General features: G+C 70.1%; 18 protein-coding genes. 10 read left to right on the top strand and 8 right to left on the bottom strand.

Annotation, left to right across the window (positions count from 1 at the left end; all coding sequences use genetic code 11):
- Positions 1-58: 58 nt before the first annotated feature.
- The 4 genes from ACNFOC_RS04065 to ACNFOC_RS04080 all read left to right on the top strand — a co-directional run bounded on the left by ACNFOC_RS04065 (position 59) and on the right by ACNFOC_RS04080 (position 5,051).
- A complete protein-coding gene (locus tag ACNFOC_RS04065) occupies positions 59-1,345 on the top strand; it encodes an extracellular solute-binding protein (RefSeq protein WP_416956634.1) in 1,287 nt (428 codons plus the stop codon).
- 342 nt (positions 1,346-1,687) lie between these two features.
- Positions 1,688-2,674, top strand: coding sequence for a carbohydrate ABC transporter permease (locus ACNFOC_RS04070; RefSeq protein WP_416956636.1), 987 nt, complete (start codon positions 1,688-1,690; stop codon positions 2,672-2,674).
- Positions 2,671-3,534: a carbohydrate ABC transporter permease gene (locus tag ACNFOC_RS04075; protein ID WP_416956638.1), complete on the top strand. Its 864-nt coding sequence runs from the start codon at positions 2,671-2,673 to the stop codon at positions 3,532-3,534. The genes ACNFOC_RS04070 and ACNFOC_RS04075 overlap by 4 nt, the downstream gene beginning before the upstream one ends.
- 8 nt (positions 3,535-3,542) lie before the next feature.
- Positions 3,543-5,051: a glycoside hydrolase family 3 protein gene (locus ACNFOC_RS04080; RefSeq protein ID WP_416956640.1), complete on the top strand. Its 1,509-nt coding sequence runs from the start codon at positions 3,543-3,545 to the stop codon at positions 5,049-5,051.
- Positions 5,052-5,241: 190 nt separating this feature from the next.
- Here ACNFOC_RS04080 and nagB read toward each other — a convergent pair whose 3' ends face one another.
- A complete protein-coding gene (gene nagB / locus ACNFOC_RS04085; RefSeq protein WP_416956642.1) occupies positions 5,242-6,027 on the bottom strand; it encodes a glucosamine-6-phosphate deaminase in 786 nt (261 codons plus the stop codon).
- A 214-nt stretch (positions 6,028-6,241) separates the two neighbouring features.
- Here nagB and ACNFOC_RS04090 point away from each other — a divergent pair, with 214 nt between their 5' ends.
- Together ACNFOC_RS04090 and ACNFOC_RS04095 are read left to right on the top strand one after the other, a co-directional pair.
- Positions 6,242-7,312 carry an SIS domain-containing protein gene (locus ACNFOC_RS04090; RefSeq protein WP_416956644.1) on the top strand — a complete coding sequence of 357 codons (1,071 nt, stop codon included), beginning with the start codon at positions 6,242-6,244 and terminating at the stop codon, positions 7,310-7,312.
- A gap of 361 nt (positions 7,313-7,673) precedes the next feature.
- A complete protein-coding gene (locus tag ACNFOC_RS04095) occupies positions 7,674-9,140 on the top strand; it encodes a sensor histidine kinase (RefSeq protein WP_416956708.1) in 1,467 nt (488 codons plus the stop codon).
- 255 nt (positions 9,141-9,395) lie between these two features.
- On the opposite strand, the gene ACNFOC_RS04100 is transcribed toward ACNFOC_RS04095, so the two are convergent.
- Together ACNFOC_RS04100 and ACNFOC_RS04105 are read right to left on the bottom strand one after the other, a co-directional pair.
- Positions 9,396-9,653, bottom strand: a complete 258-nt coding sequence (locus ACNFOC_RS04100; protein WP_006142322.1) for a WhiB family transcriptional regulator — start codon at positions 9,651-9,653, stop codon at positions 9,396-9,398.
- Between the two features lie 320 nt (positions 9,654-9,973).
- On the bottom strand, positions 9,974-10,942 hold the full coding sequence (locus ACNFOC_RS04105) for a diacylglycerol/lipid kinase family protein (protein ID WP_406122230.1): 969 nt from the start codon (positions 10,940-10,942) through the stop codon (positions 9,974-9,976).
- A 116-nt stretch (positions 10,943-11,058) separates the two neighbouring features.
- Between ACNFOC_RS04105 and ACNFOC_RS04110 the strand changes: the two genes are divergently transcribed.
- The gene (locus tag ACNFOC_RS04110) at positions 11,059-11,517 is read left to right on the top strand and encodes a hypothetical protein (protein ID WP_416956649.1); all 459 of its coding nucleotides are present in this window, start codon (positions 11,059-11,061) and stop codon (positions 11,515-11,517) included.
- Positions 11,518-11,531: 14 nt separating this feature from the next.
- Here ACNFOC_RS04110 and ACNFOC_RS04115 read toward each other — a convergent pair whose 3' ends face one another.
- From ACNFOC_RS04115 to ACNFOC_RS04125, 3 genes are all read right to left on the bottom strand, one after another.
- On the bottom strand, positions 11,532-12,665 hold the full coding sequence (locus ACNFOC_RS04115; protein ID WP_416956650.1) for an RNA polymerase sigma factor SigF: 1,134 nt from the start codon (positions 12,663-12,665) through the stop codon (positions 11,532-11,534).
- Positions 12,662-13,075 (bottom strand): ATP-binding protein, encoded by a 414-nt coding sequence (locus tag ACNFOC_RS04120; protein ID WP_019058277.1) that lies wholly within the window; start codon positions 13,073-13,075, stop codon positions 12,662-12,664. The genes ACNFOC_RS04115 and ACNFOC_RS04120 overlap by 4 nt, the downstream gene beginning before the upstream one ends.
- A gap of 277 nt (positions 13,076-13,352) precedes the next feature.
- Positions 13,353-13,613, bottom strand: a complete 261-nt coding sequence (locus ACNFOC_RS04125) for a UBP-type zinc finger domain-containing protein (protein WP_365305124.1) — start codon at positions 13,611-13,613, stop codon at positions 13,353-13,355.
- A 62-nt stretch (positions 13,614-13,675) separates the two neighbouring features.
- Here ACNFOC_RS04125 and ACNFOC_RS04130 point away from each other — a divergent pair, with 62 nt between their 5' ends.
- On the top strand, positions 13,676-15,271 hold the full coding sequence (locus tag ACNFOC_RS04130) for a Na+/H+ antiporter (RefSeq protein ID WP_416956653.1): 1,596 nt from the start codon (positions 13,676-13,678) through the stop codon (positions 15,269-15,271).
- Between the two features lie 32 nt (positions 15,272-15,303).
- Here ACNFOC_RS04130 and ACNFOC_RS04135 read toward each other — a convergent pair whose 3' ends face one another.
- Both ACNFOC_RS04135 and ACNFOC_RS04140 read right to left on the bottom strand, forming a co-directional pair.
- On the bottom strand, positions 15,304-16,221 hold the full coding sequence (locus ACNFOC_RS04135; RefSeq protein ID WP_416956655.1) for a 1-aminocyclopropane-1-carboxylate deaminase/D-cysteine desulfhydrase: 918 nt from the start codon (positions 16,219-16,221) through the stop codon (positions 15,304-15,306).
- A 57-nt stretch (positions 16,222-16,278) separates the two neighbouring features.
- Positions 16,279-16,869 (bottom strand): N-acetylmuramoyl-L-alanine amidase, encoded by a 591-nt coding sequence (locus ACNFOC_RS04140; RefSeq protein WP_416956657.1) that lies wholly within the window; start codon positions 16,867-16,869, stop codon positions 16,279-16,281.
- Positions 16,870-17,164: 295 nt separating this feature from the next.
- Here ACNFOC_RS04140 and ACNFOC_RS04145 point away from each other — a divergent pair, with 295 nt between their 5' ends.
- Positions 17,165-18,571, top strand: coding sequence for a family 2B encapsulin nanocompartment shell protein (locus ACNFOC_RS04145; protein WP_416956659.1), 1,407 nt, complete (start codon positions 17,165-17,167; stop codon positions 18,569-18,571).
- Between the two features lie 113 nt (positions 18,572-18,684).
- Positions 18,685-19,761 carry a family 2 encapsulin nanocompartment cargo protein polyprenyl transferase gene (locus ACNFOC_RS04150; RefSeq protein ID WP_416956661.1) on the top strand — a complete coding sequence of 359 codons (1,077 nt, stop codon included), beginning with the start codon at positions 18,685-18,687 and terminating at the stop codon, positions 19,759-19,761.
- Positions 19,762-19,847 lie beyond the last annotated feature (86 nt).

Below are 19,847 nucleotides of genomic sequence, written 5' to 3' on the forward strand. Positions count from 1 at the left end.
TGGTTCAGGTCCCGGCTCTTGGGCGGGAGGTGTGGCAGGCATCCCTGAGGAGGGTGGCGTGAAGCGCAAGCTGATAGCCGCGATCGGTATCGCGGGCATGATGGTCTCCATCGCGGCGTGCGGGGGCAACGACGACAAGGGCTCTTCGAACAGCGGCGCCGACGCCAAGGAGCTGACCGTCTGGCTCACCGTCGACGCGCAGAACAACTGGCCCCAGCTGGTGAAGGCGGCCGACGCGGCCGTGCAGAAGGCGCACCCGGGCGTCAAGATCAAGCACGAGTACTACGGCTGGCCGGACAAGAACACCAAGCTCGACGCGGTCCTCGCCACCGACAAGGCGCCCGACGTGGTCGAGATGGGCAACACCGAGATGCTGGGCTACATGGTCAAGGGCGCCTTCGCACCCGTGGACCCGGCCAAGTTCACCAACTCCTCCGCCTGGCTCGACGGCCTCAAGGCCTCGGTGACCTACGACGGCAAGACCTACGGCGTCCCGTACTACGCCGGTGGCCGCGTCGCCAACTGGCGCAAGGACATCGCCGCTTCGGTCGGCATCAAGGCCCCGCCGACGACGTACACCGAGCTGACCGCCGACCTGGACAAGATCCAGAAGAAGGAAGGCAGCAAGTTCAGCGCCTGGTACCAGCCCACCCGTGACTGGTACGCGGCCATGTCCTTCGTCTACGACGCCGGCGGCGCCATCGCCACCCAGTCCGGGGACCAGTGGAAGGGCAGCCTCTCCTCGCCCGAGTCCATCAAGGGACTCGACGAGTGGAAGTCGGTCATCGACAAGTACATGCACGGCGACAAGACCAAGGACGAGTCCGACCGTTACATCGTCTACGGCCAGGGCAAGGCGTCCATGATCTTCGCCGCCGCGTGGGAGGGCGCGACCGCCGCCGACCCGAAGAACGACAAGACGGGCGGCAAGCTGAAGACCGGTCTCGTCAACTTCGTGATGCCCGGCCCGTCCGGCAAGAACATGCCCGTGTTCCTGGGCGGTTCGGACCTGGCCATCCCGGTCAAGTCCAAGGCGCAGGCGCTCGCCGCCGAGTGGATCAACGCCTTCACCGGTCCGTCCGGCCAGAAGGGCCTGATGGCCAAGGGCAACCTGCCGAACAACAAGACCGACCTCGCGACGCTGAAGAGCGACCCCGCGACGGCGGTCCCGGCCACCGCGGCCGAGTCCAACTGGTTCGTCCCGATGGCGCCGGGCTGGGGCCAGGTCGAGAAGGCCCAGGTCCTCCAGACCATGCTGCAGAACATCGGCACCGGCAAGAAGTCGGTGGCGGACGCCGCGAAGGAAGCGGACGCCGCGATCGACAAGGTCATCAACACCAAGTGACCCAGGGCCCTGCCGTCGAACTCCCGCCTGCCCGGCGACGCCTGGCACGCACTCCCCCACTGCCCAAAAGGCGCGGGGGGACCCCCAGCTGCGTTGCCGAACCGCCCACGTGGCTCCGCCACGAGGACGCTCCGGCGCCTTGCGATCGCACGCACCAGACGCCGCCGGGCCCGCCCTTCGGGCGGACGACGGGAGTTCGACGGCAGGACCCAGCGCGGGGCCCTGTTGGACACCAAAGTGTCTTGCCGAAGTGTCTTGTCGGACGCCGAGGTGTCCTCGGGGCGGGGCCCCGCGACTCGTAGGAAGCACGGCCGTACGACCTGAGGGATCGCCGAGGAGCGCGTGATGAGTGCCGACACGACCACCCCCGCCAAGGTGCCGCCGCCGCGGCAGGCGCCCCCACCGCGCGTCTCCGACGCACCCCGCAGACGGCGGACGTCGAGAGGCACCGGCGTCCCCTGGCTGCTGCTCGCGCCCTGTCTGCTCATCCTCGGCCTGGTCATGGGCTACCCGCTGGTCCGCCTGGTCACCCTGTCCTTCCAGTCCTTCGGCCAGTCCCAGCTGTGGGGCTTCAAGCCCGCCGAGTGGATCGGCTTCGACAACTTCTCCGGCATCCTCGGCGACGGCGAGTTCTGGGGCGTCGTCGTCCGCACGATCGTCTTCGCGGCCGGCTCGGTCATCTTCACGATGGTCGCCGGCATGGCCCTCGCCCTGCTCCAGCAGAAGGTCTCCGGCTGGGTGAAGACCCTCATCAACGTTGTCCTGGTGGCCAGTTGGGGCATGCCGGTCATCGTCGCGACCACCGTCTTCAAGTGGCTCTTCGACTCGGACTACGGCGTCTTCAACGCGCTGCTCAGCAAGTTGCCCGGCGTCGACATGATCGGCCACAACTGGTTCGCCAGCGGACCGCAGGGCCTCCTCGTGATCATGCTGCTCGTGGTGTGGGGCGCGGTGCCCTTCGTGGTGATCACCCTCAGCGCCGGACTCACCCAGGTCCCCCAGGAGTTGGAGGAGGCGGCCCGCCTCGACGGCGCCGGCGCGTGGGGCGTCTTCCGGTACGTCACCCTGCCCATCCTCAAGCCGATCATCGTGATGCTCACGACCCTCTCGGTGATCTGGGACATGGGCGTCTTCCCGCAGGTCTTCGTGATGCGCGGCGGGCACCCCGAGGCCGACTTCCAACTGCTCAGCACCTATTCGTACGACCGCGCCTTCGTCGTCAACGACTACGGACAGGGTTCCGCGATAGCCCTGGTCACCGTGGTGCTGCTGCTCGGGGTCGTCGCCGTCTACATGCGTCAGATGCTTCAGATCGGAGAGGTCGAATGAGCGCGCTCACGACCGATGCGCCCAAGACGTCGGGTGGTGGCCGCCGGAAGTCGAAGCTGGGCTGGAACCTCGTAGGCCTGCTCGTCTTCGTCGTCGTCGGCTTCCCCCTCTACTGGATGCTCGACACGGCGTTCAAACCGGCCAAGGACGCCATCGACCCGGACCCGAGCCTGCTGCCCACCGGCATCACCCTCGACAACTTCCGCCGGGCGCTGGACATCGCCGACTTCTGGGGCCCGGTCGGACGCAGCCTCATCGTGTCCCTGGCGGTGGTCGTGATCGGCGTCGTCGTCGGCCTGCTGGCCGCGCTCGCCATCTCCCGCTTCGCCTTCCGCGGCCGCAAGATCGTGATCGTCGGCATCCTCGCGGTCCAGATGGTCCCGCTGGTCTCGATGATCATCCCGGTCTTCCTGCTCCTGAACGACCTCGACCAGTACGACAAGCTCTCGGGCCTGGTCATCACGTACCTGACCTTCATCCTCCCGTTCACGGTGTGGACCCTGCGCGGCTTCATCGTCAACATCCCGAAGGAACTGGAGGAGGCGGCCATGGTCGACGGTTGCTCCCGCACCGGCGCCTTCATCCGCGTCGTCTTCCCGCTCCTGGCCCCCGGCATGGTCGCCACCTCGGTCTACGGCTTCATCCAGGCCTGGAACGAGTACCTGTACGCCCTCATGCTGCTCAGCCAGGAGCACCAGACGGCGACCGTCTGGCTCGGCAACTTCACCACCAAGCACGGCACCGAGTACGCCCCGATGATGGCCGGCGCCACGATGATGGCCGTGCCGATCGTCGTCCTGTTCCTCATCGTCCAGCGCAAGATGGCCGCGGGGCTGACCGCCGGCGCTGTGAAGGGATAACGCAACCGATGACGACTCTCGCCAGCGGTACAGACACCCTGACGCGCGACGCCCTCACCGTCCTGCAACCCGGTTTCCCCGGCACCACGGCCCCCGACTGGCTGCTGCGCCGCCTCGGCGAAGGCCTGGCCTCGGTGGGCCTGTTCGGCCGCAACATCGCGTCACCCGATCAACTGTCCTCGCTGACCGCCCAGTTGCGCTCCGAACGGGACGACGTACTGGTCGCGATCGACGAGGAGGGTGGAGACGTCACCCGCCTGGAGGCCCGTACGGGTTCCTCGTTCCCGGGCAACCACGCGCTGGGCGCGGTGGACGACGTGGACCTGACGAGGGCGGTGGCCCACGAGCTGGGCCGCAGACTCGCGGAATGCGGCGTGAACCTGAACTGGGCCCCCTCCGCCGACGTCAACTCCAACCCCTCCAACCCGGTCATCGGCGTCCGCTCCTTCGGCGCCGACCCGGAGCTGGTCGCCCGGCACACGGCGGCCTACGTCACCGGCCTCCAGTCGGCGGGCGTCGCCGCCTGCACGAAACACTTCCCGGGCCACGGCGACACGGCGGTCGACTCCCACCACGCGCTGCCGCGCATCGACGCGGAGTCGACGGTCCTGGAGCAGCGCGAACTGCTCCCGTTCCGCGCGGCCATCGCCGCCGGCACCCGCGCGGTGATGAGCGCCCACATCCTGGTCCCCACCCTGGACCCGGACCGCCCGGCCACCCTCTCCCTCAGCATCCTGACCGACCTCCTCCGCGGCCGGCTCGGCTACGACGGCCTCATCGTCACCGACGGCATGGAGATGCAGGCCATCGCCGCCACCTACGGCATCGAACGTGGCAGCGTCCTCGCGATCGCCGCCGGCGCCGACGCGATCTGCGTCGGCGGAGGCCTCGCGGACGACGAGACGGTACGACGCCTGCGGGACGCGCTGGTGGGGGCGGTGCGCTCGGGGGAACTGCCGGAGGAGCGGCTGGCCGAAGCGGCGGAACGGGTGCGGGGACTGGCGCGGTGGACGGCTTCGGGTGCCGCCGCCGCTCCGGAATCGGCGTCCGCGTCAGCGGGAGGCGTGACGCGCGTCGACATCGGTCTCGTCGCCGCCCGCCGCGCCCTCACGGTCACCGGCGCCGACGACTTCACCCCGCTCACCGAAGCGCCCTACGTCGCGCTCCTCACCCCGGTCGCCAACATCGCCGTCGGCGACGAGACGCCCTGGGGCGTGGCCGCGGAACTGGCCCGGCTCCTGCCCGGCACGGAGACGGCCGGCTTCGCGGGGGAGGACGCGGGAGGTGACGTCCTGAACGCGGCCGGCGCGCGACGCGTCGTCGTCGTGGTCCGGGACGAACACCGGCACCCCTGGATGGCGGCCACCCTCGACACCCTGCTGGCCGCCCGCCCCGACACCGTCGTGGTCGAGATGGGCGTCCCGCAGGCACCGCCCCGAGGCGCCCTGCACATCGCGACGCACGGCGCGGCCCGCGTCTGCGGCCACGCGGCGGCGGAGGTCATCGCGGGCGCGTGACCACGAGCCGGGGGAGCGACCCCGACCCGGGGGAACACCTCCGAATACACCGGTGCCGGACCCTCCACGAGGGGGCCCGGCACCGGCACGTACACATATGAGACCGGGTCAGATCCCTTGCCGGTCAGGCGTGTTGGAGAACCCGAGCCTCGGACACTCTGCGAGCCAGGCGTGTTGAGGACCCCGCCCCTCAGATGCCCTGCCAGTCCGGCTTGTTGACGAACGTGTGCCGGAAATAGTCCGCGAGCTTCAGCTTGGACGCGGCGCCCTCGTCGACCACGACCGTCGCATGCCGGTGCAACTGGAGCGCCGACGCCGGGCACACCGCGGCGACCGGTCCCTCCACGGTCGCGGCGACCGCGTCCGCCTTGCCCTCACCGGTCGCGAGGAGCACCAGGTGCCGGGCCTCCAGGATCGTGCCGATGCCCTGGGTGATGACGTGGTGCGGGACCTGCTCGATGTCGCCGTCGAAGAACCGCGCGTTGTCCACCCGCGTCTGCTCGGTCAGCGTCTTGATCCGGGTCCGCGAGGCCAGCGACGAGCACGGTTCGTTGAACCCGATGTGCCCGTCGGTCCCGATCCCCAGTATCTGAAGATCGACCCCGCCGGCCTCACTCAGCGCCCGGTCGTACGCCTCGCACGCCCCCTGCACGTCCTCGGCGGTCCCGTCCGGCCCGAGGAACGCGTCGATCCCGACCCCGAGCGGCTCCAGCACCTCACGCCGCAGGACCGAGCGGTACGACTCCGGGTGCTCGGCGGGCAGCCCCACGTACTCGTCGAGCTGGGCGATCCGCGCCCGCGAGGTGTCCACGGCCCCGGCGCGGACCTTGGCGGCGAGGGCCTCGTAGATGGGCAGCGGCGTCGACCCGGTGGCCACGCCGAGAAGGGCGTCCGGCTTGCGCCGGAGCAGCTGTGCCATGGCCTCGGCGATCAGCTCGCCGCCCGACTTGGCGTCCGGAACGATGACAACTTCCACGCTGGCCTGCCGTTCTGCAGAGGGGCTTCGAGGAGCCCGGAGGTGCTGTGTGGTTTAGACCAATCCGCGCACCAATCTAACAGAGGAGGGTCCTGCCTCCCAGAGTTCGCCGCCTGTCCGGGAACCGGTAACCGCCCAACAGAGGCGCACCTCCCTCAGAGGGGGTGAAATGGACACCGCACCACTGCCGCGACCGACCTCCGGAGGACCCCGCATGACCGCCACGACACCGGCCCCCGACAGCGAACTCCCCGGCCGGATCATGGCCCGCGAGATGGCCGAGCAGCCGGCGGTCCTGCGCCGCATCCTGGACGAGGGCGCCCCGCGCATCCGCCAGGTCGCCCAGGAGGTGGCCGTACGCAAGCCGCGCTTCGTGCTGCTCACCGCCCGCGGCACCTCCGACAACGCGGCCCTGTACGCCAAGTACCTCCTGGAGATCCGCCTCGGCCTGCCCTGCGGACTCACCTCGATGTCGACGACCACGGCCTACGGCGCCCGCCCCGACCTGACCGACGTCCTCGTTGTCACCGTCAGCCAGTCCGGCGGCTCCCCGGACCTGGTGGCCTCGACCCGGGCCGCTCGCGAGGCCGGCGCGATCACGGTCGCCGTGACCAACAACCCGGACTCACCGCTGGCCGCCGTCTCCGAGTACCACATCGACGTCATGGCGGGCCCGGAGAAGGCCCTCCCTGCGACCAAGACGTACACGGCCTCCCTGCTCGCGCTCTACCTCTTCGTCGAGGGCCTGCGCGGCGGCGACGGCGCGGCGGCCAAGGCGCTGCCCGACCTAGCCGAACAACTCCTCGCCCGCCAGGACGAGGTCCGCACCCTCGCCTCCCGCTACCGCTTCGCCGAACGCATGGTGATCACCTCGCGCGGCTACGGCTACCCCACCGCCAAGGAAGCCGCCCTCAAGCTGATGGAGACCAGCTACATCCCCGCTCTCGCCTACTCCGGCGCCGACCTCCTGCACGGCCCCCTCGCCATGGTCGACAACGTCTCCCCGGTCATCGCGGTCGTGACCGACGGCAAGGGCGGCACCGCCCTCCAGCCCGTCCTCGACCGGCTGCGCGGCCGGGGCGCCGACCTGGTCGTCATCGGCCCGGCAGGCCAGGTCGACCAGGCCTCCGCCGGCTTCGTCCTGCCCGTCGAGGGCGTCCCCGAGGAACTCCAGCCGGTCCTGGAGATCCTCCCGCTCCAGCTCCTCGCCTACGAGGTCACCATCGCCCGCGGCCAGGACCCGGACGCGCCCCGCGCCCTCGCCAAGGTGACGGAGACCCGCTGAGCCCGCGTTCCGTTCCGGCCGCGGAAATTCGCATGACCAATCAGCCCCGCACAGGACCGGACACCGTTAGGCTTTCCAACATCCTTCAAAGCATGGACACCGAATGTGGTCTAGTCCACAATGTGTTAAAGGCGTAAGCCTCCGTCTTCCCCGCACAGGAGGACGGACCGAGGAACCGAGGCTCTCTGCCCTGACTGCCCCGGCTCCTCATCCATCGGCCGATCGGGACCGCACACCCCGTGGCCGTTGCTGCTCCGGGCTGCGGTGCCGAGAGGGCTGAGGGTCCCTCTCAGGCGCCGCGGCCCGCGGGTGTTTTTAGGACAGGTGCAGACCGGCGGGTACGCTCGCAGACGTGCCCTCCATGAACGAACTCGTACGCCAGCACACCGCACTCGACGACTCCGACCTCGAGTGGCTCCACCTGCTGGTCTCGGAGTGGCAGCTGCTCTCCGACCTCTCCTTCGCCGACCTGGTCCTGTGGGTCCCCACGCGCGACGGCACCCGCTATGTCTCCGTCGCCCAGATGCGGCCGAACACGGGTCCCACCTCGTACCAGGACGACATGGTCGGCCACCTCGTCCCACGCGGCCGCCGCCCCATGCTGGACGCCGCCCTGGACGAGGGCCGCATCGTCCGCGAGGGCGACCCGGAGTGGCGCGAAGAGGTCCCCGTCCGGGTCGAGTCGATTCCGGTACGACGGGACGGGCGCGTCCTGGGTGTCATCGCGCGCAACACCAACCTCCTCACCGTGCGCACCCCGAGCCGCCTCGAACTGACCTACCTCCAGAGCGCGTCGGACCTCGCGCAGATGATCGCGGCCGGTTCCTTCCCGTTCCCGAACCAGCAGGTCGACATGGACGCCTCGCCGCGCGTCGGCGACGGCCTGATCCGCCTCGACGGCGACGGCATCGTGCAGTACGCCTCGCCCAACGCGCTGTCCGCGTACCACCGCATGGGCCTCGCCACCGACCTCGTCGGCCAGCCCCTGGGCACGACCACCGCCGAACTCGCCCCGACCCGGGGCCCGGTGGACGAGGCGCTCGCCAAGGTCGCCAGCGGATGGGCGCCGCGCGAGTTCGAGATCGAGGCACGCGACGGGGTCATCCAGTTCCGGGCGATCCCCCTCAAACCCAAGGGCACCCGCATCGGTTCACTGGTGCTGCTCCGGGACGTCACCGAACTGCGGCGCCGCGAGCGGGAGTTGATCACCAAGGACGCGACCATCCGGGAGATCCACCACCGGGTGAAGAACAACCTCCAGACGGTCGCCGCCCTGTTGCGCCTCCAGGCCCGCCGGATCGACTCCGAGCGCGGCCGGGAGGCGCTGGAGGAGGCCGTACGCCGGGTCGGTTCGATCGCGATCGTGCATGAGACGCTGTCCCAGAACCTGGACGAGCGCGTGGAGTTCGACGAGATCGCCGACCGGGTGCTCGCGATGGTCGCCGAGATCTCCCCGGGCAAGGTCACCGGCCGGCGCAGCGGTCGCTTCGGGATACTGGACGCCGAGGTCGCGACCCCGCTCTCCATGGTCCTCACCGAGATCCTTCAGAACGCCCTGGAACACGGCTTCCGCGAGGGCGAGACGGGCACGGTCGAGGTCTCGGCCGTCCGCGGCGGCACCTCCAAGGAGGCCCGCCTCCTGGTCACCGTGCAGGACGACGGCGTGGGACTCCCCGAGGGATTCGACCCGCACCGCTCCGGCAACCTGGGCCTTCAGATCGTACGGACCCTGGTGGAGGGCGAGTTGGGCGGCACGTTCGACATGGTGGCGGGGCCGGAGCGGGGAACCCGGGTCATCCTGGACGTCCCGGTGCAGGCGCACAAGTGACGTACGTGCACAGGACCTCCACACGCGGGTGCGTCAACGGCCGTACGTACGCGGGCGCTTGAACGGCCGTACGCGCGCGGACTCGGACGGCGGTACGCGCGGGCCTGAACAGCAAAGAGCCCCGGACCAGTTGATGGTCCGGGGCCAGTCGCTCGTTGCTATGCGCATCGGGGGTACTGCGCGCTGCGGCTCGGGGGCGGGAGATGCGTACTCGCTGTACGCGCCGCCAAGCTCAGGCTGTTAGCAGGGTGGGCGTCAGGCGGAGGCCTGACGGGCACGGTTGCGAGCGGCGCGGCGCTTCATGGCGCGGCGCTCGTCCTCGCTGAGACCACCCCAGACGCCGGAGTCCTGGCCGGACTCGAGCGCCCACTGCAGACACTGGTCCATAACGGGACAGCGACGGCAGACGGCCTTGGCTTCCTCGATCTGCAGCAGCGCAGGACCGGTGTTGCCGATGGGGAAGAAGAGCTCGGGGTCTTCCTCGCGGCAAACGGCGTTGTGACGCCAGTCCATGGCTGCTACCTCTCCTTGGTATTACGTGCGGGTTGCTTGTGAATGTGAACGCTTTCACGAATCCCTCAACAAGTGAAGGGCCGAACGCCAGGTTCACTGGCGGAGGTCCTGTGGATTGAAGAGGGGTTCCGGTGATCCGTGGAGGCCGGTGTTGCGGGCCGTCTCGATCGCCACGTAGAGACTCGCAAACCTCAGCGGCGGATACAACCCCTTCCGGAAAGTTTTTTTTGATTCCTCGGTGTCGACTAGGTCACAGCCGTACTTCCATGGGGTGGACCCTGGTCTAAACGTTCGAGTGAAAGGACTTCAGCCCTTTCTGCTCACACAATCACACGCAGTGCACGGCGTACGCCTGTGAACGTCACGCTCGTACGCAGTCCGAGGTGGTCGCCGTCCATCTGGAGGGGCAGGGGGACCTTCGAATGCAAGGTGAACTCGCTCAGGTCGTGCAGAGCCGCAGCGTGCTTGCCATGGGGCCCGCGTTCGGGGGACGAAGTGAGCAACTGGGTGCCATACCGGGCAACCGCGGCACTGGACAGGCGGCTGAGACCGAGTACGTCGAGGCCTTTATCGAACGACGCCTTAGGTGACGTGTACATCGGGCGATTGCCGAGATACGTCCAGGGCGAGGTGTTCGAGACTATGGCCACCACCAGATCGGTGACCGGGTCGCCGCCGGGCTGCTCCAGGGTGATCGTCCCGTGCCGGCGGTGCTGCTCGCCGAGGAACTGCCGGACCACCTGACGCACGTAGAGCGCATGCGTGGACTTCTTACCCTGCTCACGCTGTTGTTCGACCCGCCCGACCACCCCGGCGTCGAACCCGAGCCCGGCGTTGAAGGTGAACCAGCGCGAGGGCACGGCCTCGTCCTCGGTGCCGGGCGTCCCGGAGGTCAGCCCCAGGCCGACCGTGCGCTCGCTGCCCTCGCGCAGGGCGTCCAGGATGGCGCCGGTCGCCTCCACGGCGTCGTTGGGCAGCCCCAGGGCGCGGGCGAAGACGTTGGTGGAGCCGCCGGGGACCACGGCGAGGCCGGGCAGGCGCTCCGGGTCGGGGCCGGTGTGCAGCAGGCCGTTGACGACCTCGTTGACGGTGCCGTCACCGCCGAGGGCCACGACCAGGTCGACGTTCCCGGTCTCCGCGGCCTGCCGGGCGAGGTCGCGCGCGTGGCCCCGGTACTCGGTGGTGACTGCCTCCAGCTTCATCTCGCTCGCGAGCGCGTGGAGCAGGACATCGCGCGTACGTGCGCTTGTGGTGGTTGCCGCCGGATTGACCACGAGAAGTGCACGCATGAGTTGCAGCGTACCTACTGGGGGGTACCCGGCCCATACCGAGGTAGGGGTTGGGTAAGAGGAGACGGCGTGAGCCTGGCCACCTGGGGCCGGATCCCGAGGGCTACCCTGCTGGGGTGAGTGCTGAGCAGACCCCCGCCCCGGAGACCGACGCCCCCGACGGACCCCGTCCGCGCCGGCTGAACTACGCGGCGGCCCTCGTCGCCGTCGAGGGGCTCGCGCTCGCCGTCGCCGGGGTGTGGATGCTCGTCCTGGGTCTCACCGGCGAACCGGACGACCGGCAGCAGGCCGTGACCGGTGGGGTGACCCTGGTGGTGCTCGCGCTGCTGCCGCTGCTCGCCGCCCGCGGACTGCTCGGGCTGCGCAGCTGGAGCCGGGGGCCGGCCGTCATCACCCAGATCATGGCGCTGCCCGTGGCCTACAACCTGCTCCAGGCCGACAGTGTGGCCATCCCGGCCGGTATCGCGCTCGCGGTGGTCGCGATCGGTGCGCTGGTGCTGCTGGTGAACCCGGCGACGACACAGGCCCTCGGAATCCGAGGGCCCGGCCGTGGCACCGAAGAGCCGAAGAGCTGACTTCGGCAGGCGGATCACTCCTCGACGAGGAGCTTCTCCCGCAGCTGGGCCAGTGTCCGGGCCAGCAGCCGGGACACATGCATCTGCGAGATGCCGACCTCCTGCGCGATCTGCGACTGCGTCATGTTGCCGAAGAAGCGGAGCAGCAGGATGCGCTTCTCCCTGGGCGGCAGGTCCTCCAGCAGCGGCTTGAGCGACTCGCGGTACTCGACGCCCTCCAGGGCCTCGTCGTACGCGCCCAGTGTGTCCGCGACCGCCGGGGACTCGTCGTCCGTGTCGGGGACGTCCAGGGACAGCGTGGAGTAGGCGTTGGCCGACTCCAGGCCCTCCAGGACCTCCTCCTCCGAGATGCCCAGCTTCTCGGCCAGCTCGTGGACCGTGGGGGAGCGGCCGTGCCGCTGCGAGAGCTCCGCCGTCGCCGTGGTCAGCGACAGACGCAGCTCCTGGAGCCTGCGCGGGACGCGCACCGCCCAGCCCTTGTCACGGAAGTGCCGCTTGATCTCGCCGACGACCGTCGGGGTCGCGTACGTCGAGAACTCGACGCCGCGCTCAGGGTCGAAGCGGTCGACCGACTTGATCAGGCCGATGGTGGCGACCTGGGTCAGGTCGTCCAGCGGCTCACCGCGGTTGCGGAAGCGGCGCGCGAGGTGCTCGACGAGCGGCAGGTGCATACGGACCAGCCGGTTGCGCAGCTCCGCGTACTCGACGCTGCCGTCCTTGAGGGTGCGCAGCTCGATGAAGAGTGCGCGCGCCCCGCTGCGGTCCTGGGGGTCGTGCCGTGTGACCTGCACGCTCTGCGTGCTCGCCACGTTGTCCCGCTCGTGCTCGCTCATCGCCTGGCCCGTCGCCCCTTCCCGAGCTTTCGCCTCCTCCCCCGCGCTCGACCCAGTCGGAGCGGGGGAACCCCCGGCAACGGGGGAGACCCCACCAATACGCACGGCACCGTCCTGCTCACGTTGACCGTCGTCCATCACACCGGCCTCCGAGGGTTCTTCCTCCGGGTGCGGCCGGGCCTGTTCCGGGATTCCGCCGCGCGGCACGAGGGGGCTTCCGTCCGCCGTGCGGCGGGATCCTCCCGGGCCGCCCTCGGCCGGCAGCTCCCGTGTGCCGCGCTCTTCGTCCCGCACCGGCCCGTCCCCGTTCCTCACGCCGGCCCGGGTCCCGCGCCGCGCTGTTTGTAGAGGCTGATCGAAACGGTCTTGTCCTCGTCGACTGCCGATGAGACCTTGCCCGCGAGGGCCGAGAGCACGGTCCAGGCGAAGGTGTCGCGCGCGGGGGCGTGACCGTCCGTCGTCGGGGCGGAGACGGTGACTTCGAGCGAGTCGTCCACCAGGCGGAAGACACAGCTGAGCACCGAGCCCGGCACGGCCTGCTGGAGCAGGATCGCGCAGGCCTCGTCCACCGCGATGCGAAGGTCCTCGATCTCGTCGAGGGTGAAGTCCAAACGGGCTGCGAGGCCGGCCGTGGCCGTACGCAGCACCGACAGGTATGCGCCCGCAGCCGGCAGCCGGACTTCCACGAAGTCCTGGGTCGCGGGCTCGCCTGCGATCTGGGACACCCTCACCTCCAAGGTGGTACAAGCTCTTTCGGGGGCCCAGGGGTCGCCCCCCGGGGTAACGCGATACTTGGTTCAGCGGTGACGCTACCGCGCTCCGAACTTTTCTGTCCCCGGGACCCCAACCCCATGGTGTCACTCATAGTAAACCTACGGATACGCTCCGTGGCTAGGGGTCCTGCGGGCCCAATTGGGAAGAGCGCGCGCCGGGTTGACGTACCCAGACGTCAGACGGTCGAACCGTCGAAACGGGCGGGAAACAGGCGGCCGGATTACGGGGTCACAAGAGCACGTGGTCGACGAAGCACCAGCGCCAGCTCTCCCCGCGCTCGAACGTCCGCATCACCGGATGTCCGGAGTCCTTGTGATGTGCTGAGGCATGGCGCAGGGGCGAGGAGTCGCAGCAGGCGACATGGCCGCAGAAGAGGCACAGTCTCAGCTGCACCGGGTGGGTGCCTGCCGCCAGACACTCCAGACAGGTCTCGCTCTGGGGCCCCGGTTCGGGGAGCGGCAGCGCGTCGGCGTGCGTGCACTGTTTCATGATTGCCAGATTACGACGGGTGTGCGGTTGGCCGCGCGGAAAAACGAGGGCGGGCGAGGACGATGGACGTGATGCCACTGCTGTTGCTGGTGGCGGGGAGTGCCGTGGTGGCCGCCGCGGCCCGGCGCACCCCGGTGCCGGCACCGCTGCTGCTGGTCGCGGTCGGGCTGGTCGTCTCGTACGTCCCGGGGGTGCCCGACTACACCCTCGACCCGGAGGTCGTGCTCCCGCTGCTGCTGCCCCCGCTGCTGTACACGTCGGCCACCGACAGCTCGTACCTCGATCTGCGGGCCCAAGTGCGGCCCGTGGCACTGCTGTCGGTGGGCTACGTGCTCTTCGCCACGTTCGTCGTCGGCTGGGCCGCGTACGTGATCGTGCCGGGGCTGCCGCTGACCGCGGCCCTGGTGCTGGGCGCGGTGGTGGCGCCGCCGGACGCGGTCGCGGCGACGGCGGTGGCCCGCCGGGTCGGACTGCCCTCGCGGATCACGACGATCCTCCAGGGCGAGTCCCTGCTGAACGACGCCACCGCGATCACCGCCTACAAGGTGGCCCTCGCGGCCGCGATCGGCGAGGGCGCCACCTGGGCCGGCGGTATCGGCGAGTTCCTGTTCGCGGCGGTCGGCGGTGTCGGTATCGGGCTTCTCCTGATGGTGCCGATCCACTGGCTGCGCACGCACCTCAAGGAGGCGCTGCTCCAGAACACGCTCTCCCTGCTGATCCCGTTCGTCGCCTACGCGGTCGCCGAGCAGGTGCACGCCTCCGGGGTGCTCGCAGTCGTGGTCGTGGCGCTCTATCTGGGCCACCGCGCGTGGGAGGTCGATTTCGCGACCCGCCTCCAGGAGGAGGCCGTGTGGAAGATGGTCGCCTTCGTCCTGGAGTCCGCGGTGTTCGCCCTGATCGGGCTCCAACTGCCGGTGGTCCTCAAGGGCCTTGGGGAGTACCGGGGCCTGGACGCCGCCTGGTACGCGATCGCCGTCTTCCTGGTCGTCGTCGTGACCCGGTTCGTGTGGGTGTACCCGGCGGCCTTCCTGCCCCGCATGCTCTCGGCGCGGATCAGGGAGCGCGAGGACAGCCCCACCTGGAAGGGGGCGATGACCACCGCGTGGGCCGGCATGAGAGGCGTGGTCTCGCTGGCCATCGCCTTCTCGATCCCGCTCACGGTGCACGGCGGCGACCCCTTCCCGCAGCGCAACCTCATCCTGTTCCTGACCTTCACGACGGTCATCGGGACGCTGGTGGTGCAGGGCCTGAGCCTGCCCCCGATCATCCGCCTCCTGAAATTCCCCGGCCGCGACCAGCAGGCCGAGACGCTCGCCGAGGCCAACGCCCAGGCGCAGGCCTCCCGCGTCGCCGAAAAACGCCTGGAGGCCCTTCTGGAGGACGAACGCAACGCCCTGCCCCCTCCGCTCGCCGACCGCCTCCGCGAGGTCCTGGAGCGCCGCCGCAACGCCGTCTGGGAGCGCCTCGGCGCCACCAACCCCGTCACCGGCGAGACCGTCGACGACACCTACCGCCGCCTGTCCCGCGAGATGATCAGCGCCGAACGCTCGATGTTCGTCCGCCTCCGAGACGGCCGCTACATCGACGACGAGATGCTCCGCACCCTGCTGCGCAGGCTGGACCTGGAGGAGGCGGCGGCTTACCGGGAGGCGGCCTAGCGGTTTCGGTTTCTACGGCACCAGGAGTGCGCTTATGGGAACGGCCGCCCGGTGATCACCGCGGCAACTGTGCTCCCGCGCGGAAAGGCCCCTTCGCCGGCCAGGGCGACAAGTCCGTACAGCAACTTGGCGACATAGAGACGCTCTACGGGCACCCCGTGCCGGTCCTCGAAGTCCTCGGCGAAGGCGTCGAGTTCGGTCGGCACGCGCGCGTAGCCCCCGAAATGGAAGCGGTCGTCGAGCGACCAGTCGCCCCGCCGGCCACCGAAGGCGCGCTCCTGCAAGGCCTCTATGTCGGTGCTCAGGAAACCGCCCTTGAGGACCGGTATCCCCAACGCCCGCTGGTCGGGGGCCAGTCCGGCGGCCAGCCCGGCCAGCGTGCCGCCCGTCCCGCACGCCAGGGCGACGACATCGGCATGGACGTCGGCATCGGCACGCGCGCGCAGTTCCTCGCCCAGGGCCCGGCAGCCGCGCACGGCAAGGGAGTTGCTGCCGCCCTCGGGGACGACGTGGGCGTCCTCCGCGCCCGCCGTGCGCAGGATCGCGGCCAGTGTCTCCGACTCGGTCTTGCGCCGGTACGTCGACCTGTCGACGAAGTGGAGGCGCATCCCGTCGGCCGCGCAGCGGGCCAGGGACGGGTTGAGCGGGCGGTCGGACAGTTCCTGGCCGCGGACCACGCCGACCGTGGGCAGACCCAGGAGGCGGCCCGCGGCGGCGGTGGCGCGCAGGTGGTTGGAGTAGGCGCCGCCGAACGTGACGACCGTCCGGCCGGCCGCCGCCGTGAGGTTCGGCGCGAGCTTGCGCCACTTGTTGCCGATGAGGTCCGGGTGGATCAGGTCGTCCCGCTTGAGCAGCAGCCGGATGCCGTGCCGACCGAAGCGCCCGTCCGTGATCTCCTCCACCGGCGACGGGAGCCGGGGCCGTAGGGCGGCGAGGTCGGGGCTGGTCACGGCACCATTGTCACCCGGGGCGCCCGTGTCGTCCGTGTCGCCTGTGTCGTCCGGGGGTCACTTCAGCCGGTCGTGGATCCGGTCGCGCAGCCAGTTCATCGTGAACCCGCGCGGGTCCACCTTTCCGGGCTGCCACTCCAGGTGCCCGATCACCGACCGCGCCGTCCAGCCGTGGTGGCGGCAGATCGCCGCGCAGACCTTCTCGATCGTCTCCAACTGGGCCTCGGGCCACGGGTCCTCGCCGTCGCCGAGGTTCTCGCACTCGAAGCCGTAGAAGTGCCGGTTGCCGTCGGTGTTGGCCTCGTTGTCGTGCGGCAGCGCCTTTTCGGCGATCACCGCGCGCAGGACGTCGTCGTCGCCGAGGCCCGCGTGGTTGGCGCGGCCGTAGCCGACCAGGTGGACGGTGCCGTCCTTGGTGATGACGCCGTGGCAGAGCGGGCCGGGCAGGTCGGAGCGGCCCTCGCGGCACAACTCCACCGTGTGTGCGCTGCCCTTGGTGACCGTGTGGTGGATCATCACGCCGTGGACGGGCCCCCACGGGCCCTTGTGGTTGCGGTTGTGGTGCTTCCAGTCGCCGACCTCGACGACCTTGACGCCCTCCGCCTTCAGACCGGACAGGAAACCGCCCGCGGACATGGGTGAGGCCATGACGCCTCCTTCGTGCTGTGCGACGGCCGCCGTACAAGGCCGTCTCGTATCGCTGCTTGTACCGAGAAAGTGCGGTACGGGCGACTTGTTCGCACGGCGTGCGAGTCGATCCGGACACCCCGGACATCAGCGGCCACTCGAACAACATTCGACGTAAACGGCCCCCGTGCCCAGCAGTTGAAGATCCATTCCCGCTCTTTTGGGTAATACCATCAGCACGCTCCGTGAGAAAGGCTGGTGCGCGAGAACGATGCCCGGCGCACAGGTGCCGGGCGAATGGGGAGGGCATTTCTCTATGTCGGTAGGCGAAGAGGTCCGCGCGGAGCAGAACAAGCCGCAGCAGAGTCTTGGTACGGCGGCTGCGCGGAACCTGGCCACGACCACGAAGTCCGCGCCGCAGATGCAGGAGATCAGCTCGCGCTGGCTGCTGCGCACACTGCCGTGGGTGAACGTGCAGGGTGGCACATACCGGGTGAACCGACGGCTGAGTTACTCCGTGGGCGACGGCCGGGTGACATTCGTGAAGACCGGCGACCGAGTCGAGGTCATTCCCGCGGAGCTCGGCGAACTGCCCGCGCTGCGGGACTACGAGGACGAGGAGGTGCTCTCGGAGCTGGCCACCCGCTGCCGGCAGCGCGAGTACGCCCCGGGGGAGGCGATCGCGTCGTTCGGCGGCCAGGCCGACGAGGTGTACCTGCTGGCGCACGGCAGGGTGGAGAAGGTCGGCACGGGCCCGTACGGCGACGACACGGTCCTCGGAGTCCTCGCCGACGGCGCCTACTTCGGCGACGAGGCACTGCTCGACCCGGAGTCCATCTGGGAGTACACGGCCCGCGCGGACACCGCCTGCACGGTGCTGATCCTGGCCCGCGGAGACGTCGAGCAGGTCGCCGAGCGCTCCGAGACCCTGCGGGACCACCTCGCGCAACTGCGCGCGATCCCGGAGCAGCGCACCAACAAGTACGGCGAGAAGTCCATCGACCTCGCCTCGGGCCACTCCGGCGAGCCGGACATCCCGCACACGTTCGTCGACTACGACGCCAAGCCGCGCGAGTACGAACTGAGCGTCGCCCAGACCGTCCTGCGCATCCACTCGCGCGTGGCCGACCTCTACAACCAGCCGATGAACCAGACGGAGCAGCAACTCAGGCTCACCGTCGAGGCGTTGAAGGAGCGCCAGGAGCACGAGCTGATCAACAACCGCGAGTTCGGCCTGCTCAACAACTGCGAGTACGACCAGCGGCTCCAGCCCCACGACGGCGTGCCCGGCCCGGACGACATGGACGAGCTGCTCAGCAGGCGGCGCGGCACCAAGATGCTCCTCGCCCACCCGCGCGCGATCTCCGCCTTCGGCCGCGAGCTGAACAAGCGCGGACTGGTCCCGGAGTCCCTCGACGTCGCCGGCAACCGCATCCCGACCTGGCGCGGCGTGCCGATCTACCCGTGCAACAAGATCCCGGTCAGCGACCGGCGGACCACCTCGATCATCGCCCTGCGTACCGGCGAGGCAGAACAGGGCGTCATCGGCCTCCAGCAGGCCGGCATCCCGGACGAGATCGAGCCGAGCCTGTCGGTGCGCTTCATGGGCATCAACGAACAGGCGGTCATCAACTACCTCGTGACGGCCTACTACTCGGCGGCCGTCCTCGTGCCGGACGCCCTCGGCGTCCTGGAGAACGTCGAGATCGGCCGCTGGAGGTGACGTTTCAGCAGATGGACGCGGTGTCCCCGCCCGTCAGGGCGGGTACACCCCGGTCGTATGCGACCGGTCGCAGCGCAGGCGTCACCGTCCGCGGACTGTCCGAGGGGGACCCCATGGCCGAGTTCAGGACGGAGACGAAACAGCGCGCCGACGGGACACCGCCGGCCGACGGGCACGAGGCGGCGGTGATCCTGGAGGGGGCCAGGGCATCCGTCGACCCCGAACTGCGCGCGGCGATCGACTCGTTGCCCGGCTCGATGCGCCGGATCGCGCTCTACCACTTCGGGTGGGAGCACGCGGACGGCACCCCGGCGGCGGGCAACGCGGGCAAGGCGATCCGCCCCGCACTCGTCCTCGCCGCCGCCACCGCACTCGGCGGCGAGCGGGCACGGGCGAGCGCACTGCGGGCCGCGGCCGCGGTGGAACTGGTCCACAACTTCACGTTGCTGCACGACGACGTGATGGACCGGGACACCACCCGCCGGCACCGGCCCACCGCCTGGACCGTGTTCGGCGACGCCGCCGCGATCCTCGCCGGGGATACCCTCCAGGCGCTGGCCCTCCGGCTGCTCGCCGAGGACCCGCACCCGGCGGCCCCGGCCGCCGCCGCCCGGCTCGCGAACTGCGTCGTCGAACTGTGCGAGGGCCAGCACGCGGACACCGCCATGGAGAAGCGCGCCCCCGGCGAGGTCACCCTCGACGAGGTGCTCGCCATGGCCGAGGCCAAGACCGGCGCGCTGCTCGGCTGCGCCTGCGCGGTGGGCGCGCTGTACGCGGGGGCGTCCGCCGAGGACGTCGAGGCGCTGGACGCGTTCGGCCGCCAGGCCGGGCTCGCCTTCCAGCTGATCGACGACGTCATCGGGATATGGGGCGACCCCGTCCGCACCGGCAAACCGGCCGGCGCCGACCTCGCCGTCCGCAAGAAGTCCCTGCCCGTGGTCGCCGCCCTCACCTCGGGCACACCGGCGGCCGTGGAACTCGCTGAGCTGTACGGACTGCCGTGCGAGGAAGGGGAGTTGGAGCGCACCGCGCTCGCCGTCGAGCGGGCGGGCGGCCGGGACTGGGCGCAGGACCAGGCGGCCGACCGGATGGGGCGTGCCGTGCAGGAGCTGGCCCGGGCGATTCCGGACCCGCAGGACGCGGGCGGTCTGCTCGCACTGGCCGAGTTCGTGACCCGGCGCAGCAGCTGATGACCCCGGAGCCCTCCGGAGCCGTGCGGACCTGACCCCGCACGACCACCGAGGGCCCCGGACAGACGGGTCCCGCGCATCCCCAC

It is taken from the genome of Streptomyces colwelliae (assembly GCF_048158785.1).
Taxonomy (GTDB): domain Bacteria; phylum Actinomycetota; class Actinomycetes; order Streptomycetales; family Streptomycetaceae; genus Streptomyces.